At 49.8% G+C, this 26,689-nt stretch carries 23 protein-coding genes and 1 tRNA gene; 12 read left to right on the top strand and 12 right to left on the bottom strand.

The window, feature by feature from the left end:
- Positions 1 to 247: 247 nt before the first annotated feature.
- The 4 genes from carA (at position 248) to T502_RS07990 (ending at position 7,703) form a co-directional block, all read left to right on the top strand.
- A complete protein-coding gene (gene carA, locus T502_RS07975; protein WP_042706662.1) occupies positions 248 to 1,303 on the top strand; it encodes a glutamine-hydrolyzing carbamoyl-phosphate synthase small subunit in 1,056 nt (351 codons plus the stop codon).
- Complete coding sequence (gene carB / locus T502_RS07980) at positions 1,303 to 4,473, top strand: carbamoyl-phosphate synthase large subunit (RefSeq protein WP_042706663.1); 3,171 nt, start codon at positions 1,303 to 1,305, stop codon at positions 4,471 to 4,473. Before carA ends, carB begins: the two co-directional genes overlap by 1 nt.
- Before the next feature lie 244 nt (positions 4,474 to 4,717).
- Positions 4,718 to 6,127 carry a DUF5711 family protein gene (locus tag T502_RS07985; protein ID WP_042706664.1) on the top strand — a complete coding sequence of 470 codons (1,410 nt, stop codon included), beginning with the start codon at positions 4,718 to 4,720 and terminating at the stop codon, positions 6,125 to 6,127.
- A 181-nt stretch (positions 6,128 to 6,308) separates the two neighbouring features.
- A complete protein-coding gene (locus T502_RS07990) occupies positions 6,309 to 7,703 on the top strand; it encodes a PEGA domain-containing protein (protein WP_042706665.1) in 1,395 nt (464 codons plus the stop codon).
- Between the two features lie 53 nt (positions 7,704 to 7,756).
- Here the strand turns inward: T502_RS07990 and T502_RS07995 are convergent, their stop codons facing one another.
- Complete coding sequence (locus T502_RS07995; RefSeq protein WP_342665775.1) at positions 7,757 to 9,379, bottom strand: putative manganese-dependent inorganic diphosphatase; 1,623 nt, start codon at positions 9,377 to 9,379, stop codon at positions 7,757 to 7,759.
- Between the two features lie 222 nt (positions 9,380 to 9,601).
- On the opposite strand from T502_RS07995, the gene pyrB reads away from it, so the two are divergent.
- Complete coding sequence (gene pyrB / locus T502_RS08000; RefSeq protein ID WP_042706713.1) at positions 9,602 to 10,498, top strand: aspartate carbamoyltransferase; 897 nt, start codon at positions 9,602 to 9,604, stop codon at positions 10,496 to 10,498.
- Positions 10,495 to 10,965 carry an aspartate carbamoyltransferase regulatory subunit gene (gene pyrI, locus T502_RS08005; protein ID WP_042706666.1) on the top strand — a complete coding sequence of 157 codons (471 nt, stop codon included), beginning with the start codon at positions 10,495 to 10,497 and terminating at the stop codon, positions 10,963 to 10,965. Before pyrB ends, pyrI begins: the two co-directional genes overlap by 4 nt.
- A 133-nt stretch (positions 10,966 to 11,098) precedes the next feature.
- Here pyrI and T502_RS08010 read toward each other — a convergent pair whose 3' ends face one another.
- The gene (locus T502_RS08010) at positions 11,099 to 11,569 is read right to left on the bottom strand and encodes a phosphopantetheine adenylyltransferase (RefSeq protein WP_042706667.1); all 471 of its coding nucleotides are present in this window, start codon (positions 11,567 to 11,569) and stop codon (positions 11,099 to 11,101) included.
- Between the two features lie 28 nt (positions 11,570 to 11,597).
- Here T502_RS08010 and T502_RS08015 point away from each other — a divergent pair, with 28 nt between their 5' ends.
- From T502_RS08015 to T502_RS08030, 4 genes are all read left to right on the top strand, one after another.
- A complete protein-coding gene (locus tag T502_RS08015) occupies positions 11,598 to 12,101 on the top strand; it encodes a gamma carbonic anhydrase family protein (protein ID WP_042706668.1) in 504 nt (167 codons plus the stop codon).
- A gap of 114 nt (positions 12,102 to 12,215) precedes the next feature.
- Complete coding sequence (locus T502_RS08020; protein ID WP_052359264.1) at positions 12,216 to 13,493, top strand: CoB--CoM heterodisulfide reductase iron-sulfur subunit A family protein; 1,278 nt, start codon at positions 12,216 to 12,218, stop codon at positions 13,491 to 13,493.
- Between the two features lie 56 nt (positions 13,494 to 13,549).
- A complete protein-coding gene (gene mtnA, locus T502_RS08025; protein WP_042706669.1) occupies positions 13,550 to 14,587 on the top strand; it encodes an S-methyl-5-thioribose-1-phosphate isomerase in 1,038 nt (345 codons plus the stop codon).
- A gap of 75 nt (positions 14,588 to 14,662) precedes the next feature.
- On the top strand, positions 14,663 to 15,346 hold the full coding sequence (locus tag T502_RS08030) for a DUF116 domain-containing protein (protein ID WP_042706670.1): 684 nt from the start codon (positions 14,663 to 14,665) through the stop codon (positions 15,344 to 15,346).
- 88 nt (positions 15,347 to 15,434) lie between these two features.
- Here the strand turns inward: T502_RS08030 and T502_RS08035 are convergent, their stop codons facing one another.
- From T502_RS08035 to T502_RS08045, 3 genes are all read right to left on the bottom strand, one after another.
- Positions 15,435 to 15,968: a polymer-forming cytoskeletal protein gene (locus T502_RS08035; RefSeq protein ID WP_211248155.1), complete on the bottom strand. Its 534-nt coding sequence runs from the start codon at positions 15,966 to 15,968 to the stop codon at positions 15,435 to 15,437.
- Positions 15,969 to 16,134: 166 nt separating this feature from the next.
- Positions 16,135 to 16,980 carry a geranylgeranylglycerol-phosphate geranylgeranyltransferase gene (locus T502_RS08040; RefSeq protein ID WP_042706671.1) on the bottom strand — a complete coding sequence of 282 codons (846 nt, stop codon included), beginning with the start codon at positions 16,978 to 16,980 and terminating at the stop codon, positions 16,135 to 16,137.
- Positions 16,981 to 17,060: 80 nt separating this feature from the next.
- A tRNA-Arg gene (locus T502_RS08045) sits at positions 17,061 to 17,135 on the bottom strand.
- A gap of 72 nt (positions 17,136 to 17,207) precedes the next feature.
- Between T502_RS08045 and T502_RS08050 the strand changes: the two genes are divergently transcribed.
- The gene (locus T502_RS08050) at positions 17,208 to 18,350 is read left to right on the top strand and encodes a tRNA (guanine(10)-N(2))-dimethyltransferase (protein WP_042706672.1); all 1,143 of its coding nucleotides are present in this window, start codon (positions 17,208 to 17,210) and stop codon (positions 18,348 to 18,350) included.
- A 13-nt stretch (positions 18,351 to 18,363) separates the two neighbouring features.
- Here T502_RS08050 and T502_RS08055 read toward each other — a convergent pair whose 3' ends face one another.
- The 5 genes from T502_RS08055 to T502_RS09215 form a co-directional block, all read right to left on the bottom strand.
- Positions 18,364 to 19,419, bottom strand: a complete 1,056-nt coding sequence (locus tag T502_RS08055; protein WP_157197505.1) for a PDDEXK nuclease domain-containing protein — start codon at positions 19,417 to 19,419, stop codon at positions 18,364 to 18,366.
- 1,114 nt (positions 19,420 to 20,533) lie between these two features.
- Positions 20,534 to 21,199 (bottom strand): hypothetical protein, encoded by a 666-nt coding sequence (locus T502_RS08060; protein ID WP_042706674.1) that lies wholly within the window; start codon positions 21,197 to 21,199, stop codon positions 20,534 to 20,536.
- A gap of 60 nt (positions 21,200 to 21,259) precedes the next feature.
- The gene (locus T502_RS08065; protein WP_042706675.1) at positions 21,260 to 21,541 is read right to left on the bottom strand and encodes a hypothetical protein; all 282 of its coding nucleotides are present in this window, start codon (positions 21,539 to 21,541) and stop codon (positions 21,260 to 21,262) included.
- Between the two features lie 102 nt (positions 21,542 to 21,643).
- Positions 21,644 to 21,931, bottom strand: coding sequence for a hypothetical protein (locus T502_RS08070; RefSeq protein ID WP_157197506.1), 288 nt, complete (start codon positions 21,929 to 21,931; stop codon positions 21,644 to 21,646).
- Positions 21,932 to 22,539: 608 nt separating this feature from the next.
- Positions 22,540 to 22,674, bottom strand: a complete 135-nt coding sequence (locus tag T502_RS09215; RefSeq protein WP_281172098.1) for a hypothetical protein — start codon at positions 22,672 to 22,674, stop codon at positions 22,540 to 22,542.
- A gap of 733 nt (positions 22,675 to 23,407) precedes the next feature.
- Here T502_RS09215 and T502_RS08090 point away from each other — a divergent pair.
- The gene (locus T502_RS08090; RefSeq protein ID WP_042706680.1) at positions 23,408 to 23,893 is read left to right on the top strand and encodes a hypothetical protein; all 486 of its coding nucleotides are present in this window, start codon (positions 23,408 to 23,410) and stop codon (positions 23,891 to 23,893) included.
- A gap of 151 nt (positions 23,894 to 24,044) precedes the next feature.
- Here the strand turns inward: T502_RS08090 and T502_RS08095 are convergent, their stop codons facing one another.
- Positions 24,045 to 24,989 carry a DUF4868 domain-containing protein gene (locus T502_RS08095; RefSeq protein WP_042706681.1) on the bottom strand — a complete coding sequence of 315 codons (945 nt, stop codon included), beginning with the start codon at positions 24,987 to 24,989 and terminating at the stop codon, positions 24,045 to 24,047.
- Positions 24,976 to 25,584, bottom strand: coding sequence for a hypothetical protein (locus tag T502_RS08100; protein ID WP_042706682.1), 609 nt, complete (start codon positions 25,582 to 25,584; stop codon positions 24,976 to 24,978). Before T502_RS08100 ends, T502_RS08095 begins: the two co-directional genes overlap by 14 nt.
- Between the last annotated feature and the right edge of the window lie 1,105 nt (positions 25,585 to 26,689).

Consider the following 26,689-nt stretch of genomic DNA (forward strand, 5'->3'; position numbering starts at 1 on the left):
AATAATGCACTGGCATTGCAGGCTGCCGGCATCGCCGTGCAACTCCCACCCGCCCGGCGAAAAAACCGTCCGCAATTACCCGCTCAAACACGCCTTCGGAATATATCGGAAAGCGTTAAAAAGCGGACACCAAAGAAACATGAATTGCCCATGAAATCAGAATCCGAGGCTGAATCCGATATTTAATAGGACAGCGACAATAGCGATATTTAATAAGATCTGACAAACAAATTATAATGATTATTTAATGAAAGCAGTTCTGGGTCTTGAAAACGGCAAATATGTTGTCGGTGAAGGATTTGGAGTGGAGGGCTCCTGCAGCGGAGAACTCGTATTCACAACCGAGATGGGCGGTTACATGGAATCCCTGACCGATCCGAGTTATGCGGGTCAGATTCTCATGTTCACATACCCGCTCATCGGAAACTACGGTGTTGACATACAAAACTTCCAAAGTCCGAAAGTGAACGCACTGGGTTGTGTCGTTCACGAACTCTGCCGGCATCCGTCCGCAGGAAAATCCCTGCAGTCCTTTTTTGAAGAGAATAATTTGTTCGGCATCTCCGGTGTCGATACAAGAAAATTAACCATCGATGCCAGAGTGTCGGGAACTCCGCGTGCCGCCCTCATCGTCGGCGACGACAACGGCGAATATGCGGTTGAATGCGCAAAGAAAGTGCCCTCAATCTCCGACATCAACCTTCTCGAGCAGGTATCCTGCAAAAAACCATTCAGAATACCCGGCAAAGGAAAGAGGATCGCCATTATCGATATGGGTATCAAGAAGAACATCGCGCTCTCCCTGCGCAAACGCGATGCCGACCTCTATATCTTCCCCTACAATGCGAAGCCGTCCGAGGTCGAGGCATGCGAACCGCAGGCGCTCTTTATCACGAACGGCCCGGGAGATCCCGCGGCTGCCGTCGATGCGGTTGCCTGCGCAAAGCACTTCATCGGCAGGATACCCGTATTCGGAATCTGCATGGGCAATCAGGTTCTCGGACTTGCGTTCGGCGCCGAGACATATAAGATGAAATTCGGACACCGCGGCTCAAATCAGCCCGTCAAGAGAAACGACGGCTCAATATTTATCACCACCCAGAATCACGGATTTGCCGTGGATGCCGATACACTCCCAAGCGACTGCAAAGTCTATTTTACGAACTTAAACGACGGAACTCTCGAAGGATTTTACTCCGAAGATCTCGATGTCTTCTGCGTCCAGTTCCACCCCGAAGCGCACGGGGGACCGCTCGATACCGAAAGACCGATCTTTGACATGATGTATAAGAGGATCAAATAATGCCGCTGAAGAAAAATATCAAAAAAGTCCTGCTCATCGGTTCGGGACCTATTCAGATAGGTCAGGCGGCGGAGTTTGACTTCTCGGGCTCGCAGGCATGCCGTTCGCTGCGCGAGGAGGGTATCGAGGTCGTCCTCGTAAACTCCAATCCGGCGACGATTCAGACCGATCCCGAGATGGCGGACATCATCTATGTCGAGCCGCTGAAAGCCCCGGTTATTGCCAAGATTATAGAAAAGGAGAAGCCCGACGGCATCTTAAGCGGAATGGGCGGACAGACGGGTCTTAACCTGACCGCGGAGCTTGCCGAGATGGGCGCACTCAAGGGTGTCGAGATCCTCGGAACACCGCTGGACGCCATCTATAAGGGCGAAGACAGGGAGCAGTTCAAGAATCTCATGACCGAGATCGGCGAGCCGATTCCGAGGAGCATGATCCTCGAGTCGATGAGCCAGATAGACGAGGCTCTCGAGAAGGTCGGTCTTCCGGCGATCATCCGCCCCGCATACACCCTCGGCGGCGCCGGCGGCGGCGTTGCCCACAATGTCGAGGAACTGAGAAGGATCATCGAACTCGGACTTCAGCGCTCGAGGATTCACCAGGTTCTCGTCGAAGAGAGCGTAATCGGCTGGAAAGAGATCGAGTTCGAGGTCATGCGCGACTCGGCGGATACCTGTATCATCATCTGCGGCATGGAAAACGTGGATCCGATGGGTATCCACACCGGCGAGAGCGTTGTCGTTGCCCCGATTCTGACGCTCCGCGACGACGAATTCCAGAGACTGCGTGCTTCGGCAATAAAGATCATCCGCGCTCTGGGCGTTCAGGGCGGCTGTAATATCCAGATGGCTTACAAGGACGGAGACTACAGAATCATCGAGGTCAATCCGCGTGTTTCGCGTTCCTCGGCACTGGCATCGAAGGCCACGGGATATCCGATTGCAAGGGTCTCGGCAAAGATTGCCGTCGGACTTCGCCTCGACGAGATAAGGAACACGGTCACGGGATGCACACCCGCATCCTTCGAGCCGGCAATCGATTATGTCGTTGTCAAGGTCCCGCGCTGGCCTTTCGACAAGTTCAAGAACGCCGACAGGACGCTTACGACGGCGATGAAGAGTACCGGCGAGGTCATGTCAATCGGACGCACCCTTGAGGAGGCGTTCATGAAGGCACGCCGCTCACTCGATACCGATGTGACGGTGCACACCTCGAAGAAGGAGATTGCGATGCTCCTCCAGAATCCGACGGACGAGCGTTTCGGATGCCTCTTCGACGCGTTCAGACAGGGATTCTCGGTCGATGCCGTCAAGGACATGACCTATATCGACGGCTTCTTCCTGCAAAAGATTGCCAACATCGTCGAAATCGAGAAGAGCCTTCAGAGCAACCCGACCGACGACGACATAAAGAGGGCAAAGCATTTCGGATTCTCGAACGAGGAGATAAGCGAGTTTACCGGCAGGAGCACGGACGATATCGAGAAACTCGTCGGAATGCCGGTCTACAAGATTGTGGATACCTGCGCCGCGGAATTCCCCGCGTCCACGCCGTATTTCTACTCTACCTCGGACGAGGAGTGCGAGATTGTCCGCGACGGCAAGGAAAAGGTCTTAATCATCGGTTCGGGACCTATACGCATCGGTCAGGGTATAGAGTTCGATTACTGTACGGTTCATGCGGTAATGGCTCTCAGAGAGCAGGGTATTGAGGTCCATATCGTCAACAACAACCCGGAGACGGTCTCCACGGACTTCGATACCTCGGACAGGCTCTTCTTCGAGCCGATGAAACTCGAGGATATCATGAATATCCTCAGGAAAGACGACTATTCGGGTATCATGGTGCAGTTCGGCGGTCAGAACTCCGTCAACCTCGCCCTGCCCATCGAGAGGGAGATTGCAAAATACGGTCTCAAGACAAAGATCCTCGGAACGTCGCCGGATTCTATGGATATCGCCGAAGACCGCGACAGGTTCAGTCAGATCCTCGAGAAACTGAATATAAGGTCGCCGGCGAACGGATCGGCATATTCCGAGGCGGAGGCTTTCGAGATTGCCCGCAAGATCGGCTATCCGCTCCTTGTCCGCCCGTCCTATGTTCTCGGCGGCCGTGCGATGGAGCTGGTTCACGACGATATCGAACTTCAGAACTATATCAAGGAGGCCGTCCGCGTCAGCAGGCAGCACCCCGTTCTTCTGGATTCGTTCCTCCAGAACGCCATCGAGCTTGATGTCGATGCGGTCTGCGACGGCGAGGATATCCTCATCGGCGGCATTATGGAGCATATCGAGGAGGCGGGCGTCCACTCGGGAGATTCCGCCTGCGTAATTCCGACGCAGTCGCTCTCGGACGAGGTCGTTGCGACCGTCCGCGATTACACGAGAAAGATTGCTCTGGGACTCAATGTCGTGGGTCTCATCAATATCCAGTATGCCGTCAAGGACAATACGGTCTATATCATCGAGGCGAATCCGCGTGCAAGCAGGACGGTTCCTTTTGTTTCGAAGGCTACGGGACTGCCGCTTGCCAAGATTGCCGCACGCGTCATGTGCGGTCACAAGCTTAAGGAGATGGGCTACAAAGAGCGCCACTTAAAGCATGTCGCGGTTAAGGAGGTTCTTCTGCCGTTTAACAAGCTTCCGGGCGTGGATACCGTTCTGGGTCCCGAGATGAAGAGTACGGGCGAGGTCATGGGTATAGACTACGACTTCGGACGTGCCTACTTCAAGGCATGTATCAGTGCGGATAACCCGCTGCCGCTCGAGGGCAATGTGTTTATCTCCATCGGCGACGAGGACAAGTCCGATATACTTCCGATTGCAAAGAAACTCAAGGATCTGGGTCTTTCCCTTATCGGCACGAGCGGAACGGTCGAGTTCCTCGAGGGACACGGCATCGATGCGGAGCTTGTGAGGAAGGTTCAGGAAGGTTCTCCCAACGTCATCGATATGATGAGACGCGGCGAGACCAGTCTGATCATCAATACGCCGTCGGGCAAGTATTCGAGACAGGATCACCTTCAGATTATGCGTGCGGCGCTGGATTACGGCATTCCGTATATTACCACGCTTCAGGCGGCACGTGCGGCGGCAATGGCTATCGAGGCCATAAAGAAGGAAGATATGACCTTTGAGCCGCTGAAGCACTACCACAGCGACGTTTACTGAAAGAACGCCGCAAATTATCAACTCTTTTTTTACGCCGCATTTCACTCACATTACTGCATTTCACTCACATTACCTCATTTCATTCTTTGCCGTTCAATTCCCCCACAGTTCACCGACTGTTCCCGTAACAGATCATATTTAATATAACAATGACCAATTTTGACATATTACGAAAGGGAACCCGTTTTGCATCGGGCAGGATGGTTAAGGTCAAGGTCAAGCCGCCCGCGATACGGGTTTTCGCATGAAATCCGAATTACAGGAGGATATTATGAAGGATATCATTACGAATAACATTACGAATACAATGAAGAATGCCGGAAAGGATGCGGCGCGTAAACTCGAAGTCCGCGGTGCGATTCTCATCGGGCTTCTGCTTATAATCGCTTTCTGCGCCGTTCCCGCCGTCTCGGCAGGGGCTTATACGGGGGATGCGACACAACTGTGGGAGTTTAAAAAGAACACAAATTTCATCGACACCGATATCTCGCATGACGATACCTTCGTCGTTACGGGAGGCGTTATTCCCAAGGTCTATCTGCTCTCGGTCAACGGCAATCCCGTCTGGGAAGCGGATGTTGACGGGGCGGTAAACGGGGTTTCGGTCGCTACCGCCGGCATGTACACGGCTGCGGGAACTAAGAAGGGCGGTCTGTATCTCTTCGACCGCAACGGCGCCACGCTGTGGAAGCTGACTCTCGGCGACAATGTCTATGACGTGGCTCTATCCTCGGGAGGAACCTACCTTGTCGCGGGCTCGGACGACGGCTGTATCTACCTCTACAAGAACAGCGGCGAGCAGGTCTGGAAGAAGAAGATCAACGGCAACATCTACGGCGTCAGTATCTCGGATGACGGCAGTATCATCGCCGTCGGCAAACGCGAGTTCGAGGTCAGCGCCTACGATCTTCAGGGCAACAGGCTGTGGTCGAAAAAGACGCCCGAGCAGGTCCTCGATGTCGATGTCTCACCCGACGGCAGCGTTATTGTCGCGGGCTGCTCGGACGGACGCGTCTATGTCTATGACAGGGAGGGTAATCTTGTCTGGTCATACAATATCAGAATGCCGGTTAACGGCGTTTCCGCATCCATTTACGGCAGTTACATAGCCGCGGCTTCGGACGACACCTATACCCATATCCTCTCGGAGAAGACCCGCGCCGAGATTCTGAAGGTGCCTTCGCTTGCGAAGGTTCGCGGAGCGGCGCTTACGGTAACGGGCACGAATCTTGCCGCGGCCTCGGACGACGGAACGCTCAAGTATTACGCACTTCCGATAACCTATACGCCGGCACCGGAGGCGACACCTGAGGTTCAGTATCCGAATCAGCCGACGGTTCCCGCGACCGCGGCTTCCGCGGTTCTGGAGATAAGTTCGGCGCCGTCGGGCGCACTTGCCTATGTGGACAATGTGTATAAGGGAACGACGCCGGTGGTCGTCACCGAGCTTACCGCCGGCACCCACTCGGTGACGGTCTCGCTTGACGGATATTCCTCATACTCGACGCAGGTCGAGCTTTCCGCAGGCAGAACGACCTCGGTCTCGGCATCGCTGGCTCCGACGGCTAAGACGTCACCGGTGACGGTTGTCACGGTTATCGCGGCGGCAATCGGCGCATTGCTTATCTTTGCGGTCGGCAGAAGAGACAACTGAGACTTTTCAATTTTTTCCTTTTTTTCGTCTGATTTTCCCGATTTTTCCTCATCGCCGCGGGGGTATTTCCGAAGTAAACTCTTGCAGATAGAGCAAGACTATATACGCACGCACCGAAATCAATGTAAAAATATATGATCGTTTTCGGTCCGCCACGGAAACGTGAAGATCGGAGGAGAAGATGACGGGACATAAGGGCAAAAACAACTTCGGAATGCGGGACTTGAAAATGCCGGCAATCTCGGGGCACAGAGCGACCGCGACGGCGATACTGCTTATGCTACTGCTTGCCTTATCCGTGCAGGCAGTCGCCGCGGCAGCCGATACGCCGCAGTTTCGGATGGAATACCTGTGGGACTTCGAGGAGAGTTCGGACAGAGTGACATGCGCAGACATATCGCCGGACGGCAACCGCATCGTCGCCGCCGGCGGCAATGTCATATCCATGCTCGGCAAGGACGGCAGGGTTATCTGGGAGAAGAAATACGACGATACCATTCGTGACGTCTCAACGTCAGTCGACGGCAGAAGCACGGCGTTCGTCACGCAGAACGGCTATGTTTACATGCTCGACGGCGACGGACAGATAGTGTATATCAAGACGCCCGGCGGCACGCCGTTTGCGGTCGACGTCACCGAAGACGGGACGCATACCGTGGTCGGAACGACCTACGGTCCGATTTACATGCTCGGAAAGAGCGGCAATGTCGAATGGAAACAGGGCTTCTCGGGTGTGCTCAAAGGCGTTGCGGCATCGGACTCGGGCGATGTTGTCGTCGCCGCCACGGACGGCGGCGTAGTATTTGCGTATTACGATACGGGAACCCAGAGATGGAGTAAGAACATGAATGTCGCGGCAACCTGCGTCGATGTCTCCCCCAACGGCGACGTTGTCGCGGTCGGACTCGCAAACGGCGATGTGCTCCGATTTGATTCGGATACCGGCGAGGAGATCTTCAGGGATACCCTGCCCTTCATTCCCAAATCGGTCTCACTCTCGGAGAGAGGCGCGGATATGGCGGTCAGCGGCGAGAACAGCGCGACCGTCTATTATTTCAGCACGGATTTCAGGAATCTCGAGCCGATAACGGTCACAGCCGACGGCACGGTGAGGTCGGTCGAGCTTTCAAAGTCGGCGAACAATCTGGCGATTGTCTCGGACAGCGGCACTCTGACGTATTATTACAGATATTCGACGACCTTCGTTCAGCCGACCCCGCAGGCAACCGCGGTTCCCGAGGTGAGCTATGAGGTGAACGTGCTCGTTATCGAGTCCAATCCGAAGGGTGCACAGGTTCTTATAGACAACAGGATTGCGGGAATTACGCCCATAACGCTGACGGATGTCTCCGCGGGTCCGCACACCCTTCTCATACGCTCCGAAGGATTTCAAGACTGGACAAGGGAGTTCTCGCTCGGCAGCGGCGCCACGGTCACGATATCTGCCGACATGCTCCCCGCAGGCGGCGACGATTTCCCGTGGATTTTCGTTATAATCGCGGTTGTCGCCGTAATCGCGGTTGCGGCTTTCATCATTTGGCGCAGAAACAGGGTGGACTATAATTATCTGTTCTGAATTTTGCGGAACTGACAGAAAAAATATCTTCAAAAAAATTTTTTATTTTTAAGTTACGGCAGATTCCTGAGAATCTCGCCGAACCAGGGTATGAAATCGTTCTTTCTCGACATCATACCCTCTTTTCTTATGGGCTGTGCGGTTATTCCGCAGTCTGTCAGTACTGCGGCATCCGCGGCAAGGTAAAGCTCGCTTCCGTTCTCGAAGACGCTTGTGAGGAGAGCGGCGAAGATATCCGCACTGTTCGATTTCTTTAATGCCTGCACGGCTTTCGTTATCTCGTCGCGGTTGTCGGCGGAGAAATCAAAGGTGGGGATGAGAATCTGGGAGATGATGACCTTTTTGCCGAAGAGGTTGTATTCCTTGACATCCCGCATCAGAAGGCTGTCCATGGGGATTCCCTCAAGATCCATGCCTTTTCTGATAAGTTCGGTGCCGTATTCCTCGATGTCGACGCCGGCAATCTCGGCAAGGTTCTTGACTATGCGTCTGTCCTTCTCCGTGGTCGTGGAGAGGCGAAGCACCATGGTATCCGAGAGAATTCCCGAGAGGAGGACGCCGGCGGTCTTTTTGTCCGGCACTATGCCCGCCTCGGCGAACTTGCCGGCGATTATGGTCGAGGTCGAACCCACGGGCTCGTTGAGGAAGCCGATGGGCTTGAGTGTCGTTATCGCGCCGAGTCTGTGGTGGTCGATAATCTCCAGAATCTCGGCTTTCTCGATTCCGTCGACAGCCTGAGCGTATTCGTTGTGGTCGAGGAGTATGACCTGTTTATAGACGGTGTCGAGGAAACTGTTCCTCGATATCATGCCGAGGAACTTCCTGTCGGCATCGACGACACATGCCGTTCGGTATTTGGAGTTCGCGACGAGCTGTTTTGCATAGTCGATTGTGTCCTCAGCGGTCACGGTCTGAACGTCGGTTGCCATGATCTGGCTCACGGGCAGGGAGAGGTTAATCATCTTGCCGACGCCGAATGCGTCCAGATTCGTCGCTATGAGCGTGACGCCCTTCTCTTTTGCGGCGGTGATGACGCGGTCGCCGACCGGAGCGCCGTCGGCGATGATGAGCGCAGCTATTCCCGCGGAGATGAGGGCAAGCTGGGAGGGTTCGTCGTCGCCGACGATTGCCACGTCGTCCTTTGTTATCTTGGAGAGGATGACGTGGAGGGCGTCGATTGAGATATAGACCCTGCCCTCGATTATTTCGCGGGCGGAGGCGAGGAGCCTCGCGTTGAGGATTCTCGTGAGGACGTCTATCTTTATCGGCGGCAGCAGAAGCTGCGATATGCTCTGGCGGCTGACGTATGCCTGTGCCAGACCGTGCTCGCTCATGAGTCCGATGAGTTTTCCGGCGCCGTCGGTGATGGGGATGTTTCTTACGTTGTAGTCCTCCATCATGGCGATGATCTCGATTGCGGGAATGTCGGATTTGGCACTGAATTTATAGGTGAAGGGCAGATCCGAGATATTTGGGACGACGCTTTCTATGTATTGCGGCACGTCGGCGCCGAATTTCTCCAGCGCAAACTTTGTCTCGGGGTTTATCTCGCCGCAGACGGCGGGTATGTATTTCCCGTCGCGTGTCCGGTTGAGATATTCCGCATAACCGATTGCACTGCATACGGAGTCCGTATCCGGATTTTTATGCCCGATAACGTATACCTGATTCATCATATTTTTCCGAGGGTTTTTGTGTGATTTTTTTGTGTGATTTTTTTGTGTGATTTTTTTTGTGAATTTTTTGCGTGATTTTTTACGTGATTTTTTGCGTGATTTTTTGCGTGATTTTTTGGGTTATTTATTCTGCTTATTTTTCTGCTTATATATATCGAACTTCATCATGTTATATTTTGCACAGATATTTATTGACTGCAAGCAGATATTTAGATGCATAACATGCACCACATAATATCGATAAGGGATTTTGAAAGGGAAGATATAGATGCTCTTCTGACAAAAGCTCAGCAGATTCAGAGTCTGGGCAGCTATAAGCAAACCCTTCGCGGAAAACTGGTTGCACTTCTTTTCTTTGAGCCGAGTACGAGAACCAGAATGTCCTTTGCATCGGCACTGGCGCGCCTCGGGGGAGAGGCGATTACCGTGGACAGTGTCGAGGGAAGTTCAATCTCGAAGGGCGAGACTCTTGCGGATACCATCAAGGTCGTCAGCAGTTACGTCGACGCCATCGTCCTGCGCCATCCGAAAGAGGGCGCGGCAAGGCTCGCATCGGAGTTCTCGTCCGTCCCCGTCATCAATGCCGGCGACGGCGCGGGGCAGCACCCGTCTCAGACGCTTCTCGATCTCTTTACAATCAAGGAGAACATGAAGCTCGACGGCATCGACCTGGGACTTCTGGGCGATCTCCGTTACGGAAGAACGGCGCATTCTCTCTCTTATGCGCTTTCGCACTACGACGTGACGATTCACACCATTACGCCGAAGAGTCTGGAGATGCCGCAGTGGCTCTCGACCGAGCTTAAGGAGAGGGGAACCGAGGTGGTCGAGCACGAGAAACTCGAGGATATCATCAACGATCTCGATGTCCTCTACGCGACAAGGATTCAGCGCGAGAGATTCCCGGATATGGCGAGTTATGCGCGGGTTGCCAACACCTATAAGATCACGCCCGAGACTCTGAAGGACGTGCGCAAAAATCTTATTCTGCTTCATCCGCTCCCGCGTGCCGGCGAGATTGACCCCGCTGTCGATGCTCTGCCGTATGCGAAGTATTTCAGGCAGGCGGCGAACGGAATTCCGGTTCGTATGGCAATGCTGGAGGATGTTATACTATGAGCGTTAAGAAACACGAAGGCGGCATGCTGATCAACCCGATTAGGGACGGAACGGTTATCGATCATATCGCGGCGGGCGAGGCTCTGACCGTGCTCAAGATTCTGGGCATCACGGGCTCGTGCAATGAGGAACTTTCGATTGCCACGAATGTGAGCACGAAGAATCCCGCCGTTAAGAAGGATATCGTGAAGATATCAAACCGCGAACTCTCAAAGAGCGAGCTGAACAAGATTGCCCTCATTGCCCCGAATGCGACGATCAACATCATCCGCAACTCCAAGGTCGTCGACAAGGCGGGCGTCGAGATTCCGACGGTCGTAACCGGATTTGTGAGATGCCCCAATCCGGGCTGCATCACGAACTCGGACGAGCCGATTGAGACGAAGTTCAAGGTAGTCAACGGCACTCTGCACTGCCTTTACTGCGACAATATTCTGAAATCGGATATCATCAATTATATTATCTGATATCCGCCAAAAATTGTATATTTTATAAATTTGCAGGATTTATCGGATTGTTTGTTTTATAAGTTGTTTATCCGTTAATTTGCTTATTTATGATATTGCTTATTTTATGAGATTGCTTATTTTATGAGGTTGCTTATTTTATGAGGTTGCCGTGTATGTCGATCTCGCCTTTCCAGATTCTGGTGCTTGAGATCCAGCGTCCGTCGTCGGCAAGGACGCAGGTTATCTGATGGATGTCGACCTTTGATCTCTTCTTTTCCTTGCGGAGTCTGTTTATCTCCACCGCCGTGGGGAAGGTCTCTTCGCTTACGACTATGGCGTCAAAGTCGGTATCGAGCGTGGAGCCGTATTTGTCGTGGAGTTCTTCTATCTTCCAGACGGCGTTCGAGTTCATCTCCGCCGTCAGGTTCTCCACGAATGCGACTAAATCGGCTTTTCTCTCTTCAAAAGGACGTATGGGATGAGATTTGCGGTTTGCGAAGACATCCCCGCTCAGACCTATGACGACTTCGCCGCCGTCGCCGGCAATGGTGAAGGATCTCTCTATCAGCTTTTTGTGACCGTCGTGGAGAGGGTCGAACGTGCCGCCAACCATTACTTTCATTCGCTATTAGATATAATTGTAATATATTATGAATACTGGCAAGACTTCTGATGAAAAGATTAAGAATGCCGCATTTATCGCACCCAACGCGACGGTTGTCGGCGATGTCACCTTAGGCAGGGATACGGGTATCTGGTTCGGTGCGGTTCTTCGTGCCGACCGCGATTCGATTAAAATAGGCGACGGTTCGAACGTGCAGGATAACTGCGTGGTTCACGAGTCCGACGGCAAGCCGGTCGTCATCGGCGAGAAGGTCACTGTCGGTCACGGTGCGGTCATACACGGCTGCACGATTAAGGATCGCGTGCTCGTCGGCATGGGTGCGGTTATCTTAAACGGCGCCGTCATAGGCGAGGATACGATTATTGCGGCGGGTGCGGTCATCACCGAGAGGAAGGAGATCCCCCCGGGCAGTCTTGTCATGGGTGTCCCCGGGAAGGTTGTCCGCAGCCTTACCGATGAGGAGAAGGCTGGAATCGTAAAGAACGCGGATGTCTATATCGGGCTTGCAAAGGAATACGGAAAGAACTGAAAGCGGTAAGTTGATAGCGGGAAGCGAAGGCAGCGGCAGTGCGGGCGGCGGCGGCGCCGTCGCGAGCCTCTTTACAAACAAATAACAATACTGACACTAATTATATAGGTAGAAATGGGCGAAGTTGCAGTCATAGGTGCGGGCGTTGCGGGCATTCAGGCGGCGCTGGATATCGCAAACCACGGAATAAGGGTGCATCTGATTGAGCGTGAGCCGAGTATCGGCGGTCATATGTCGCAGCTTGACAAGACTTTTCCGACGAACGACTGCTCGATGTGTATCCTCTCGCCGAAGATGGTGGATGCGGAGCGGCACGAGAATATTATTTTATATACGCTCACCGAGGTTAAGGAGATCTCGGGCGAGGTCGGCAATTTTAAGGTTACTCTGCTTCGTCACCCGCGATATGTCAGGGAGCACGAGTGCAACGGCTGCGGCGACTGCGTGGAGGCATGCCCCGTCGAGGTCTACAATAAGTATGATGCCGGCGTCGGCGTAAGGAAGGCAATCTATAAGCCGCATCCGCAGGCAGTGCCGAATATAATGGTCCGCGACAGCGAGCACTGCATAGAGTGCGGTATGTGCTACGATTCCTGCGGCAAGAATGCGGTCTTGAGGAATGACGAGGACGGCGACCGCGAGGTTACCATAGATGTCGCAAGCATTGTGCTGACGACCGGCTATGAGACCTTCGATCCGCGGATTAAGAGAAATCTGCGCTATCTCAAGGTCAAGGACGTGATTACGAGCCTCGAGTTCGAGAGGCTCATCTGTGCCTCGGGTCCGACCGGCGGCGTTCCGCGAAGGCTTTCCAACGGCGAAAAGCCCAAGTCGATTGTCTTCGTCCAGTGCGTGGGTTCCCGCGACATGACGATAAATCACGGTTACTGCTCCTGCGTCTGCTGCATGTATGCGATAAAGAACGCCATTCTCCTCAAGGAGAAGAACCGCGATCTCGATATTTCCATGCTGTATATGGATATCCGCGCCTACGGCAAGGGATACGAGGAGTATTACGAACGCGCAAAAGGGCTTGGAATCAAGTTCATCCGCGGAATGCCGGGCGAGATTATTCAGGGCGACGACAGCCCGCGGATTGTCGTGGAGAATACCGAGACGGGCGAGATTCTGACGCTCAATCCCGAGCTTGTGGTGCTCTCGGTCGGCATGCAGCCGGCAAAGGATGCGGGCAGGCTCGCGGAGTCGCTGGGAATTACCGTCGCGGAGAACGGTTTTTATGAGTCGGAGAACTATCAGCTCAATCCCGTGGGCACGGTCAGGCAGGGTATCTATATCGCGGGCGCCGCCTGTGCACCCAAGGATATCCCCGACAGCGTTACTCAGGGCGAGGCTGCCGCCATGAAGGCATTCCGCGATGCCGTGACATATTGATAATTGCGGATAATTACAGACATTTACGGATAATTACAGGACAATTACGGGATAATATGCAGATAAATTCCGATAAAACACTTTTTTGGGACGATAAAAAGAATTGTATCGTTTTTGTGAGGCAGACGCTTCTCCCCGCCGTGTATAAGACGGCGGAATGCGGGACGATAGAAGAGCTTGCCGAGGCCATACGGACTCTGGATATCCGCGGCGCTCCCGCTCTGGGTGTTGCCGGCGGATACGGCGTTGCGCTCTCGACCTTCGTGCACGATGACGGCAATATCGAGGGTTTCATGCGGCTTGTCTCCGACGATGCGAAGTATCTGACTTCCACGCGACCTACGGCGATTAATCTCTCGTGGGGCATAAACCGCGTCTTTAAGGCCATCGAGGATGCGGATTCGCCGGATGATGCCAGAAGGGTTGCACTTGCGGAGGCGAATGCGATTGCGCACGAGGACGAGGAGATGTGCCGCAGTATCGGCAGGAACGGTGCGGAGCTTCTGCCCGATAAGTGCACGGTGCTTACCCACTGCAATGCGGGTGCTCTGGCGTGCTGGACGTGGGGAACGGCGCTGGGCGTCATCCGTTCCGCAGTCGAGGCGGGCAAGGACGTCTCGGTCATCTCCTGCGAGACGCGTCCGCTCAATCAGGGTTCGCGCCTTACGGCATGGGAGCTTGCCCGCGATAAGATTCCCGTTAAGACGATTACGGATTCTTCGGCGGCGTTTCTGATGCGAAAGGGCATGATCGACGCGGTTGTCGTCGGCGCCGACAGGATTACGCGTGATGCCGTCTTCAACAAGATAGGGACGTATACGCACGCGGTCAGCGCGAAATACCATAATATTCCGTTTTATGTCGCGGCTCCGTATTCGACCTTCGATGCGGTGCGGCTGGAGAAGGATATCGTGATTGAGGAGAGAAGCCGCGACGAGCTTGCTTTCTGCGGAGAGAGGCAGCTTATGCCGGATAATGTCGATGCCCTGAATTATGCCTTCGATGCCACGCCGATGGAGCTTGTTACCGCGATTGTCACGGAGAAGGGTGTCCTTCGACCGCCGATTGCAAAAGAGGATCTCACGCGGAAATAGGGTTTAAGGGATTTTCCGAACTTTTCCGCATGATATTAAGAAGAGATATTTAAGATAAGAGGTATAGAATACTGTATGGCAGGAACTCCGATCTTCGATCAGCTTGTCTATATTGTCGGCGAGATTACGCTTATTCTTATTATCGGGTTTATCCTGCTTTCTATAGTAGTCGTCGCTCTTTCTTTTTACTCGATTCGGCGCGGGTATTTTTATCTGCCGCGGCTTGTGAAGTCGGGTATCGTGGCTACCGAGGGTATGGCAAAGGGTATCTGCAAGCTTCTGGGTCTGGACGATAAGGAGATGACGGCTTTTGCGATACGCCTTCACAATGCCATGAATCAGAGCGATTTCGAGAAGGTGCCCGCCGATAAGCGTGCGATCTTCATCCCGCAGTGTCTGAGGAATGCGGACTGTCCCGCTCATCTGACGCCGGAGGGGATTATATGCAGGCGCTGCGGGCGCTGCGAGATTGGTTCGCATGTCGACAGTCTGGAGGCGCTGGGTTATCATGTCTGGATAGCGCCGGGTTCCACGCTCATAAAGAGGATGGTCAAGCAGTACAGACCGCAGGCGGTTATCGGTGTGGGCTGCATGATCGAGGTCAGAGAAGGTCTGGAACTTCTCGATAAGGCGAACATCATCGGCATGGGCGTGGTTACTCTCAAGGACGGCTGCGTGGAGACCATGATGAACTGGCAGGATCTTATGGATACGGCACTTCTGGGTCTCGAGCCTGCCTTAAATGCCGAAAATTCGTGAGTTTTTATTCGGTTTTTAAAAAAGGCGTTTATTGAGTTAATTCATTTAGTTTAGGGTTATTGTTTTTCGTTCTGTTTATGCTCTGTTTTCAGTAGCGGCTCCGGCTCTCTTCTCCGGTCCCGTATTCTTCCGATGCGTATTCCGGATTTTCCGGAGGCAGTCCGCCATGTCCGCCCTGTTCTTCCTCGGGTTCTTCATAGTACATGGGATAGGGGTCGCGGAGTATCTTTACCTGTTTTCCGTAGAGTTTGCCGGATTTTACCTTTCCGAAGACGTAGAGCGTCCCGCCGCATTTGACGTCGCCGACGGTCACTCCGGGGCGGATGATCACGTTTCCGCCGGCGGTTATGTTCTTTACGGTCGTGTTGTCACAGATTGTGATGCTGTTGTCGACGTTTACGTCGCCGCCGATTCTTACGTTTGCGCCGATTACGGCATTGCGGCAGGTCAGTTTGTATTTGACACTCGAGCCGGGTCCGAGTTGCAGGTCTCCGTCCACCACCAGATGACCCCAGAAATGCGTGTCGGGGGGTGCGATGAAGTCCCCGTTTATCTTGACATTTCCTTCAAAGTAAGAACCTCTTGGGGCTATGAAAGTATCCCCATCCCTAAAGACTTTCATGGATTATTAGAATTTTATATCAAAGGATATAATCATTTTGAATGATGTATCCGAAAAATCAGGGTTTTGCGGGTATGCCGACGGCGATTCCCGCGGGGGTGCCGGTGAGTCGGCGGGTCGGCAAAGATTGCGGTCGTCGCATCGGTAGATCCCGAAGTGATCGATCTCAGAAGAGCAGGGCGGAGATCAGCATGAAGGCGGTCGCGAGGAACATGCCGGTTTTGAGGATTGTTGTGGCTTTCGAGTCTATGAGTGCTTTCGAGTCGGCGGCACGGGCACCTTTTGCGACGGCAAAGAGGATGATTGCGTCGGCGACGGCAATGAGGATGAGGTAGCAGGGTCCCCAGAATTTGATCAGCGGCAGAAGGCTGATGATTATGCCGGCGATGGCAAGGACGAGGCAGAGTTTTCCGGTTTTGGGGACGCCGATTATCATGGGAAGGGTCTTTGCACCGCCGGCACGGTCGCCTTCCATGTCCTCGGCGTCTTTTAAGAGTTCGCGCGAGAGCATGGCAAAGAACGTGATTGCGGCTATGACCGTGTTCTGCATGAGTCCTTCGATGCCCGCGAAGGCGCCGCCGAAGAGGAATATGCTTGCGGCAAGGTAGGATACGCAGATATTGCCGATGAGCGGCATTCCTTTGAAGGTTTTTGCGTATAGGACGAGTATTGCGGAGTTGATTATTGCGAATGCGAGGCAGAGCGGGTTTACGAAGGGGAGAAGGCAGATTGCTATGCCTGCGGCGAATAAGATTACGCTGTAGACGAGGGCGCCTTTTTTCGTGACGGCGCCGGAGGGGATGGGGCGTTCGGGGCGGTTGATTGCGTCGATTTCGCTGTCGCAATAGTCGTTGATTACGTTTCCGGCGGCGGTGACGAGGAAGACGACGGCTATGAGCGGGAGCGAGGCGGGGGGGATTGTGCCCGTCGCTATTATTACTCCGAGGAGGACGGCGAGACCCGCGGCTACCGAGTTTGCGGGGCGGATTATCTTGAGGTATCCTTTAAGCATTATGAGAGTTTTTGTGTTCCGACAGGAAATAGTCTTCTTTATGAGTCGCGGTCTTTAAAGGAAGTAAAGATCTTAAAGAGCGGGTTTGGGGGGATTCGAACCCCCGGCTTTTAGCTTAGGAGGCTAACGCCATATCCAGGCTAGGCCACAAACCCAAAAAGTGTATGTGCCTATATTGATTGATCTGGATAACCTATAAGTTTTCCCGATTACGATATGTAACTGCAATGGAACTTATTGAGGCAAGGGAGGGGAAGACGAGATTTCTGATCCCCGTTCAGGATGCGGAGAGTAATTTTCCGGCGGCAAGCGCGGAGGTTTTCTTCAATAAGAAGATGGAGATCAACCGCGATTCCACAATCCTGATGCTTAAGGTTCTGAAGGATATCGATAAGAGAGATGACGGGGAGGACGCGGTTAAGACTTATCTGGACGCGATGAGCGCGACGGGGGTGCGTGGTCTTCGCGTGTACAACGAGTGCGGTCTGGAGGCGACGGTCAACGATAAGAGTGCGGATACGATTCCGCTTCTGGAGAAGAACCGCGATGCCTATGCGCCGCTGCTTAAGATCTCCAATGCGGATGCGAACGTCATCATGCACGAGCGCCGGTTCGATGTCGTTGATATAGACCCTTTCGGGACGCCGGCGCCGTTTCTCAACGCGGCTGCAGGCTGTGCGAAGAGGTATCTTTTCATTACGGCGACGGATACGGCTCCGCTCTGCGGTTCCCACCTGAAGGCGGGCATAAGGCGCTATTTTGCAAGACCGCTGAATACCGAGTATCACAGCGAGATGGGGCTGAGGATTCTTCTGGGGGCTGCGGTGAGGGAGATTGTGAAGTACGACCGCGGTGTCGAGCCGCTCTTTTCGTTTACGAACGAGCATTTCGTGAGGATTTATCTTAAGCTGTCGTCCGGCGCCGGCAGGGCGGATAAGGCGATGGAGAATATCGGTTTTATCCACCAGTGCCCGCACTGCCCGCAGCGTATCGAGGAGAGGGGCATTGCGGCTCATACGCATGTATGCCCCGATTGCGGCAGACCGATGACGGTCGCGGGTCCGCTCTGGCTGGGTGCGGTGTGCAGACCCGAGATTCTGGACAGGATGTTAAGCGTGCTTCCGGAATGCGGTTTCGGGAGCGAAAAGCGCCTTGCCCGCCTTCTGGAGCTCTGCCGCGACGAGATAGATACCTCGACCTTCTATGATTATCATACTCTGGGCAGGTTCTGGAAGGTCTCGCCGGCGGCTGTCGATACGGTTGTCGGGGCTCTCAGGTCGGCGGGATACCGTGCTTCGCGTGTTCACTACGAGGGCACCGGCATCAAGACGGATGCGCCGCTCGATGAGATTAGGAAGGTTATCTGCTGAGGGTTAACCGCACCTATTTTTTAGCATCGCCGAGTTCGGCTTCTATCTCTTCAATAGTGGGTAACGAGGACTTGTAATTCTCCGGCAGGAAAGTATTGATGTCGTATTCGGAGATTCCCATGGGCTGGCTGCTGGCTTCGAGGGCATATTTTGCTTTTACGTTGTCTTTTGATTTGCAGATTATAAGTCCGAGCGTGGGTCCGTCATTTTCGCCCTTCAGCTGGTGATTAACGGCAACCATGTAAGTTCCGAGTTGTCCCATGTCGCGGGCGCTGAACTCCACAACCTTAACCTCGACAACGACATAGCAGTGAAGTTTGATATTGTAAAATAGCATATCGACGAAGTTTTCGGTCTCGCCGATCTCAAGCCTTACTTCCCTTCCCACAAATGCAAAGCCGTTTCCGAGTTCAAGGAGGAACTTGCCGATATTGTCCATCAGGGCATCTTTCAGTTCTTTTTCATCGTATCTTTCGCGGATTGAAAGGAAGTCGAAGTTGTAAGGATCTTTTGTGATTTCCTGCGCCAGGTCGCTTTCCAATTCAGGAAGCGTCAGAGCAAAATTGGTTACTGCCTTACCCTGCCTCTCGAAAAGATTGGTATCCAGAAAGTTCAGCAGAACCGCTCTCGACCAGTTGTTTTCCAGTGTCTTTTTGACATAGAACAGAGCTTTCTGCGGATTTCCTTTGCATTTGTCCAGAATTATTCTATTGTGTCCCCATGGTATGAGGAAGACAATGTGGTTTTCAAAACCGTCCACGACTTGTTGATGCTTTTCCACATTAGGATACATCTCATAGAAGTAGCGCATGTACTTCAGATTTGTAGGCGAAAAGGATTTCACGTCCGGAAGTATTTCATTCAGGTCACCGCTAATAACTTTATAGAATTCAGTGCCGTATCCGTTTTTCTCGCTTATCTCTGCAATATCTCTGCCTACAGACCAATAAAACCGGAGCACATCGGCATTTAGCTTAACAGCGGCATTAAGTTGGCTATGTCTGAACCTATTCGAGACTTCCGTGATCCAATTCTTATACTCTTCATCAACCTTGATCAAGTTGCTCATTATATCCATATCCTAAATATTTCTCTATTTTTCCTGTCTATTCCCACCCAGATATTTTATCAGACAGTCCTTATTTTTAAATAAAAGTTATACTAGCATTAACCTTTCTTAATTTTATCATTCATAACGAGTGACCACATGAGGATAAGTATCACATCCAACAACTGTTTGAGTTTATAAAGAAATCGTCCACAACTGTGGACGAATTGAATGTATTTATAGCTGACTCACAGATTATCAACAATTTGTCAAAAGAGTGGTAATCCGCGAAGATTGAACTATGTTTTCAAAATGCGACACACTATAAAACCGTTTGTGTATGATTTCCACCACAGACAACTTGTGCAAAAAAATGCACAAGTTGAATTATCATGATGGATGGACATAAAAAGAACATGATGATATCATAAAATGCAACTGACAAATTGATGAGGTTTCAAAATCGTCCACAACTGTGGACGAATTGGATGTATTTATAGTTTATTCATGAATTTTTGAGGATTTGTAAAATTTAGGCAAATCACGGCATATTTGACATTGCCTCAAAAATGGGACCTGACATAAAAACGTTTGTGTGCCTGCCCTTCATAGGCAACTTGTGCAATTTTTGCACAAGTTGAAATTTCATTTTTGCGCCGGCGGCAGTTTGTGCAATTTTTGCACATACTGAATTCACGGGATGATCTTTGCGGACGGCGAAATGTCCGATCCGATAGCATGGGAATATAATCCCATGCTATTACCCCAAAGCATTGGATTATAATCCCATGCCCCCCCTACAGGATAGACCGCCGCGGCGGTCGACACCGTTATCGCATAGGCAACATGTGCAAAATCCGCATAGGCTGAAAAAGGGTGCGGCTTATCGGAAAAATACCACAAGATAATGCCTCAATCGTTAATCCAACAAAATATTTCCCTAATTCCTGACGTCAGGAATTTGGCAGTAAATTATGATGCAAAAATTGAGGAAATAATGGAGCAAATATCAAAGGAAAATGGCTCAAATAAAATTTTGACAAAATTTTTCCCTAATTCCTGACGTCAGGAATTTGGGAGGGTGCGATGATGCCGCCGCACAGCGGTACCGTATTCGCACCGTCGTTCGCCGATCTCATCCGCCGTATTCTTCCAGTTTCCGGTTGCCAGTCTCGACCATCTTTATCGAGAGGGGGTTTGCCTTTTCTCCGTTGGCGGCATAGTCCGCCATGGCTTCGGCAAGCGTCTCCGAGAGATTTATCGTGGCGCATTCCGATATGCCGAGCCTGAGTTCAAGGTCGGAGGGGAGAGCCTCTCCGGTCTCTTCCGCCAGCTCGGCTTTCGCTTCTTTGTAGATCACTCTTGCCACCGCACCCAGTTTCCATGTGATTACTCTCATGAAGTCGTCGGGATCGGGGTAAATCCGGTTGACGAGCGTTCTTTCCATCAGGTGTCCCATGATATGGGAGAGCGCATTGCCGATTGACGACCCCTCGGGATGAAAATTGTACCTGATTACGGTGCCGTCCGGCGCCGTTATCTTCTTTGTGCTCTCGAGGTAGTGCCGAATCGATTCCGCCGCCTTCTCTTCGCCCAGTAAGTCCGTGTTGAAGACTATCTCGAATTTGTCGCCTTCGCCGGCGGGGACGAGGTATGCGTATTCGTCCTTGGGGTCGTCTCTCATGAACTCTTCGTATGCCCTCTTTGCTTCTTCGGGGGCGTCGTCGCGGATGCCGCTGATGTCCCCGATGCTGCTGTGGTATACCCATCCGAAGAAGTCATATTCGGGTGCAACTTTCATCTTTCGTCACCTCGGTTTCGGTTTTGTCTTCGCCTGCGCAATGATCCGTATTCCGCCTCCTCAGATCCACCACAGATACTGGGATACGCCACGGATAATTGCCGCACAGAGTAAGCCCATCAATATGTATTCACCCGCACTGCTCGGCTCTTCGCTGAGCCATCCGCTGTCTATGATCTTTACCGGCATGGAATGCTCGTTTGCATACTTTTTGTATGCCTCTTTTGTCTTGTCGGGAGCATCCCAGCGGATGCCGATTACGGATCCTTCGCCGTCGTATAAAAGCCAATTGAAGAAGTAATCGTTCTTTGCCCGATCATACCTTGATAAGCCGTCGCTCATGTCATCTCATCTCTTTTAAGGTTCGTTTTAAGTTTTTTCTCATCCGATTTCATCTCTTTCGTCTCTTTTCAATCGCGGATACGCATTCTTTTCCGGTCTCGACTACAGGAAGTGATTCCATATGTATCTTCCCGCCACCGCAAATACGGCAACCAGCGCCAGGGTTCTGAGCCACTCGGCATCTTTCTCTTTTCTGTAGATCTTCAGCATCTCGTATTTCTCGACAAACGGCGTCAGGGAATGCTCCACGGCATAGCCGTAAAATTCATTCAGCGCCATGCTCGGTATGTCCGTGCGGAGATCGAGAATGTTTCCTTCTCTGTCGCAGATGAGCCACTTGCAGAAAGAGTATTCGGTCAGCGGTTTTTCGTCAATAATTTCTCCGGTCATTTCACGGCTTATTTCATTATCGACAATCATTTCACCGGTCTTTTCACTTTCGGTCATCTATACGGTCACCCCGCATGACACGGCACCGGTATTCACGGCACCGTCAATCCCCCCGCATGACACGGCTGCGGAATTCTCATCGCCGGTATTCAAATCTCTCATCTTCGAACCGCCGTTTAAATCTATTCGCGGATTCGAACCCGTTTTATCATTAAAAACTGTTTTATCGTCCAATTCTTTCGTCATAAAAATCACCGAACTGAATTGTTTTCCTGATGAACCGCACATCCCGATTCATCATAGAGAGTATAATCCCGAAAAGTACTTATCTGTATTTACGTAAGTAATGTAAATTAAGAAAGTTACGCAATATATGTAAATCCGAGCCGACAACACATGCAAATCCGAGACGAAAACACACAACGAAAGCACAAAAAGCACAAAAAACGGGAAAGCGAAAAAAAAACGAAACAGGCAAAAATATTCTGCAGGGGATATCCGCAGATGTGCGGTACGGTGTCACGCAAATTAAAGCGGCAATCTCACCCTAAAATCGCCGGCGCTCACACCGTCACACCGTCACACCGATTTCACGCTATCCGCGCCGCCTACGCCATCTGCCTCAACAGCAGCGGGAGAAACGCGAACCCGAACACCAGAAGCGCCGCAATTATAATGTATCCCTCGTTGCTTATCTCGCCGTTCATCGCCGATGAACTCTCCTTTCTATTCATCCTATTCATCCTGTTCATCCTATCCATCCTATCAATTCCGGTCATATTGTTCACCCTGTTCACTTTAGTCATTCTCATACTGCACACATACATATGTTCATCAAAGTATATAAATGTACATCGCAGCACACCCCACACAACACGCATGTTCCCATTGCATAAAATAACGGTCGGCATCTCGAGTGGAAACAAGGGGTATTTCTTTGATGTCCGAATACCTGAATGCCGGGACTCCTGAGAGTCATAATATTTACCCCAACCGGTGTAAGCGAAAAATTGCGTTACTTATACCGTATATACCAGTATCAGCAAAAACACCGAAACAACTATCAAAAAACATGCCAATGCAATACATTCGCCGGAACTCAGTTCGGCTCTGTCATCGAGACCGAAAGTGAGACCGAAAGTTAATTCGGAACCGGCGGAAAGCCCCCCCGAAGACGATCCGTCTTTTTGGTATTCGTCTTTTTGGTATCCGTCTTTTTGGTATCCGTCTTTTTGGTATTCGTCTCTTTGGTATTCATGACAGATGCAATTCACCGTATCAAAATCACCGGCGAATTTTCCGGACATATTGTTCTTTTTCATCCCATATAACTTATTTCTCAAAGTATTTCAAAATTCACGGGAATTTGCGCATCTTAATCGTTCGCCGACAAACTATTCCTATTCTTTCTATCCGTTCTGTTCATTCTCTCCAAACCAATAAAATTAAATTGTAAACATCCAAAAATAAGAGAATATGGGAGTTATTGACAGCCTGAAATACAGATTCTCCAACAGTCCGGAGATGAAAGGTCAAAGATTCGAGGACTTCATTGAAAGCCGTTTTTCTCCGAAATACTTTAAAATCGTCGAGAAAACACACTCTTTTAAAGAAAACAGCGACAGATACATAGAAAGCTCGCTCAATCCGGACTTTACATTCAGGTACATGCCGACGGGGGAGACGTTCGCAGTGGAATGCAAATACAGAAGCGAACTCTACAAAGGCAAGTTAAGCTGGTGCAACGAAAACCAGCTTAAACGATACAATGACTTTCAAACCAACAGGCAGATACCCGTTTTTATTGCAGTAGGTCTGGGAGGAAAACAACTGAACCCCGACAGACTTTTTTGCATCCCGCTTTCCGAAGCCAAATATCCGAATTTGTTCCCGTCGGTCTTTGAACGCTTCGAGAAAAAACCGGACTCCTACTTCTTCTGGAAAAACAAAAAACTCTCATAACTTTTTTTCATGGATTTTACAGCAACACAGCAATCCCGCGCTGAAAAATATCCGAATATCCGTTACCATATCGCGTGGAAAAAGGGACATATGCAGTTTGTGCAAATTTTGCACATACTGAAATGGCGGGACGAAACTCCGCATAGAGCATTCAAATTGGATCCAAAGCCTTTTTTGAAACACTATCGTATTCCGCTTGTGTAAGTTCCGACTTGAGAAAATCATCGTTTAGTAACTTTAAAAAGTTATCAATATCATCTTTCAATTTTAGTTGAATTTCATCATTCTCTATATTTATCTTTGACTTGTATATGTGATGATGAACTATCCTATTAAATAACTCGGTTTTCTCAATACGAAATACAGGTGACTTTTTAGCTTTCATCAATTTCGTTGCATTAGTCAACTCTTCTTTTTCTGAAAATTCCAGTAGCTTTTTAGGATTTTTGATCAGTCCAGCTTGAACAATCAGATTGATTGTTTCCATAGCCTCTTTTCGAACATATTGTTCAAATCCAAATCTACTCTGAAGTAATTTGATATTACCAGTGAATATTTGATCATCTATAATCAATAAATCAATTCTGGATCCTATGGAGAGAATATCCCCTTTCAGTTCCTCATAAGTATTGTTCTTGCTCAATGAGATAAAGAGTCTATTCCCGCTTCTCTGAATAAGTGCATAAGGATAAACATGTTGGTAAGCCCAAATATGATTGTCATTGAAATTCAATCTAAAAAGAAAACCCATCAATCTTGTTAAGTCTTTTTGATTATATTGTTCCAATATATTATGATAATCTTTGATAAAAGAAAATGGTGCATATGAATCCGTCATTGGTATCTCATAGATACAATCGTTTTTGTTATCTGAGATATTGTCTGCCACATCTAACTCTATGTCATCCGAATAATAATTATTCATGATAACTTTTTTGACAAGATCGGACAATCGGTCATTTAACGGATCTGTAGTCAGGAATTTCTTCATTATGCGCTGTTTGCCCTCTTTCAAGACAGTAAAAATTTCCAATCCATTAGGTTTTCCATCTACGAAAACCTCATCAATTTTTGCTTTTAATTCATTTTTGTCCATTATCTCTGCCTCTTATGTAAAAAACATTATCAGATATCTGTTTATACTCAATCACAGAATCATCTTTCACGGCATTCCGAGAAATACCTACACAGATTCCTTGAATTTCAGAATTTTCCTTGAATTGAAATTCATAAAACCGGTAGCCCAGAACAGTTAAAACTGGGTTTGAATAGAATAATTTTGTATTGTACAACAAAAAACAAAGAAATAGTACAATCAACCCCAATGTTAGTGCCCCATTCAGCGTACCCGCATCATTAATCAATAAAGGTACAATAATTGTTATGAAAAAGTTCAAACTATTCTCATCACGGTCTTTAACGCATTTTATCTCATATCCGCTTTTCTTGTCAGCCCACGTAAATGCTTTAAATTCAATAAAATACCAAGCAGATAAGAAAATCCATAGAAAACATGTACCTTCTACTGCAGAAAGAACAGGGTTTTGCATCACATATTCCAGTAAAGAGAGATTATTACCCACATTACCTATTGTAGTAAATGGGAAATTCTTTACGAACGTCAAAAACGCTAGCGGGCAAAGAGATTGAATCAAAAGTCCTGTTTTCATTCCAAAACTCATCGATACCATGACTTATCCGCAATATGCATAAAGCAACAAGATCAAACTGATCCCGCTCATTCTATAGGCTACAAATATCTCATAGGCATTAAGAGATTAAAAAATCTGCCATTTTATTACCACGACATCTGTAATGCATGACGAACATTATATTTTGGCGTGTATATTCACCATATTTCGCATCGTCAAATCTGCGTCTATTCACCTCCCAGTTAGTGTGCTAATTTTTAAAAGACTGAATTGTCAGGAAGGATACAACTCTTGAAAAAAACAAATGGCATTTTTACAGATATATGGGAAGATATCGTTGAAAAATGACAAAATTCAGTAGAGAACATCCGCAGCGGATACACCGATTACCGCAAAGCAATCAGACATATCCGCTTGAGGATGCTCTTTAGAAGTGGTCTATAAACTATACTTTTGCATAGAATTTACTGCGGTATCAGTAACCGCAAATTCTTAAAGTACATAGGTAAAATGTTCCAAGAATAGCAATAAATCCTATTATACCAGCTATAAAAGGTATATCTACCATTGTTTGCCTCCTTTTTTTTCTTTCATAACTATAGATAGGTTTAATGTAATATATGAAAATACATTACAATTTTTACGATACAGGTTCATTCATGGCATGATAAACGGTTGTGAACGTTTGAAGCGCAAATACCTTTTTCGCCGAGTTCTTATTACGGTGACACCATAAGACAAATGATTGAGAGTCATAAAATTTGCCCCTCAACCATTCAAATCTGAAATTTAGACTGCCTGCAAAGCTGGAATTAGCACAGCAAATATAGAACAAGCACCTACAAAAAGACATGCCAATACTACACATTCTGTACCACTTATTTCCCCCCTATTGTCAAGACCAAGTGTGTTTTCTAAATCTGTACAAAGCCCTTCTGAAGCTGATCCCCCGTTATGAGAGTTGCTAATTCTTAAACATAACGCGCTATAAGCTCCAGTGAGCGCTTCAAAAATTTTATTTTTAGAGCACATATAAAATTATATGAATGTTTACCTATTTAAAACGGATTTACTGGTAGATGCTAATCCTGCAAAATCTTATTTCGAGGCCCATAATCTTAACAGCAAATTTTGATTTATCGCT

Origin of the sequence: Methanomicrobium mobile BP (assembly GCF_000711215.1) — an archaeon.
In the GTDB taxonomy this organism is placed as follows: domain Archaea; phylum Halobacteriota; class Methanomicrobia; order Methanomicrobiales; family Methanomicrobiaceae; genus Methanomicrobium; species Methanomicrobium mobile.

Bases quoted from the DNA above. Each gene is read 5' to 3' on its own strand.
- carA (WP_042706662.1), top strand. From the start codon at position 248: ATGAAAGCAGTTCTGGGTCTTGAAAACGGCAAATATGTTGTCGGTGAA.
- carB (WP_042706663.1), top strand. From the start codon at position 1,303: ATGCCGCTGAAGAAAAATATCAAAAAAGTCCTGCTCATCGGTTCGGGA.
- T502_RS07985 (WP_042706664.1), top strand. From the start codon at position 4,718: ATGAAATCCGAATTACAGGAGGATATTATGAAGGATATCATTACGAAT.
- T502_RS07990 (WP_042706665.1), top strand. From the start codon at position 6,309: ATGACGGGACATAAGGGCAAAAACAACTTCGGAATGCGGGACTTGAAA.
- T502_RS07995 (WP_342665775.1), bottom strand. From the start codon at position 9,379: ATGATGAATCAGGTATACGTTATCGGGCATAAAAATCCGGATACGGAC.
- pyrB (WP_042706713.1), top strand. From the start codon at position 9,602: ATGCACCACATAATATCGATAAGGGATTTTGAAAGGGAAGATATAGAT.
- pyrI (WP_042706666.1), top strand. From the start codon at position 10,495: ATGAGCGTTAAGAAACACGAAGGCGGCATGCTGATCAACCCGATTAGG.
- T502_RS08010 (WP_042706667.1), bottom strand. From the start codon at position 11,569: ATGAAAGTAATGGTTGGCGGCACGTTCGACCCTCTCCACGACGGTCAC.
- T502_RS08015 (WP_042706668.1), top strand. From the start codon at position 11,598: ATGAATACTGGCAAGACTTCTGATGAAAAGATTAAGAATGCCGCATTT.
- T502_RS08020 (WP_052359264.1), top strand. From the start codon at position 12,216: ATGGGCGAAGTTGCAGTCATAGGTGCGGGCGTTGCGGGCATTCAGGCG.
- mtnA (WP_042706669.1), top strand. From the start codon at position 13,550: ATGCAGATAAATTCCGATAAAACACTTTTTTGGGACGATAAAAAGAAT.
- T502_RS08030 (WP_042706670.1), top strand. From the start codon at position 14,663: ATGGCAGGAACTCCGATCTTCGATCAGCTTGTCTATATTGTCGGCGAG.
- T502_RS08035 (WP_211248155.1), bottom strand. From the start codon at position 15,968: ATGAAAGTCTTTAGGGATGGGGATACTTTCATAGCCCCAAGAGGTTCT.
- T502_RS08040 (WP_042706671.1), bottom strand. From the start codon at position 16,980: ATGCTTAAAGGATACCTCAAGATAATCCGCCCCGCAAACTCGGTAGCC.
- T502_RS08050 (WP_042706672.1), top strand. From the start codon at position 17,208: ATGGAACTTATTGAGGCAAGGGAGGGGAAGACGAGATTTCTGATCCCC.
- T502_RS08055 (WP_157197505.1), bottom strand. From the start codon at position 19,419: ATGAGCAACTTGATCAAGGTTGATGAAGAGTATAAGAATTGGATCACG.
- T502_RS08060 (WP_042706674.1), bottom strand. From the start codon at position 21,199: ATGAAAGTTGCACCCGAATATGACTTCTTCGGATGGGTATACCACAGC.
- T502_RS08065 (WP_042706675.1), bottom strand. From the start codon at position 21,541: ATGAGCGACGGCTTATCAAGGTATGATCGGGCAAAGAACGATTACTTC.
- T502_RS08070 (WP_157197506.1), bottom strand. From the start codon at position 21,931: ATGACCGGAGAAATTATTGACGAAAAACCGCTGACCGAATACTCTTTC.
- T502_RS09215 (WP_281172098.1), bottom strand. From the start codon at position 22,674: ATGAATAGGATGAATAGAAAGGAGAGTTCATCGGCGATGAACGGCGAG.
- T502_RS08090 (WP_042706680.1), top strand. From the start codon at position 23,408: ATGGGAGTTATTGACAGCCTGAAATACAGATTCTCCAACAGTCCGGAG.
- T502_RS08095 (WP_042706681.1), bottom strand. From the start codon at position 24,989: ATGGACAAAAATGAATTAAAAGCAAAAATTGATGAGGTTTTCGTAGAT.
- T502_RS08100 (WP_042706682.1), bottom strand. From the start codon at position 25,584: ATGGTATCGATGAGTTTTGGAATGAAAACAGGACTTTTGATTCAATCT.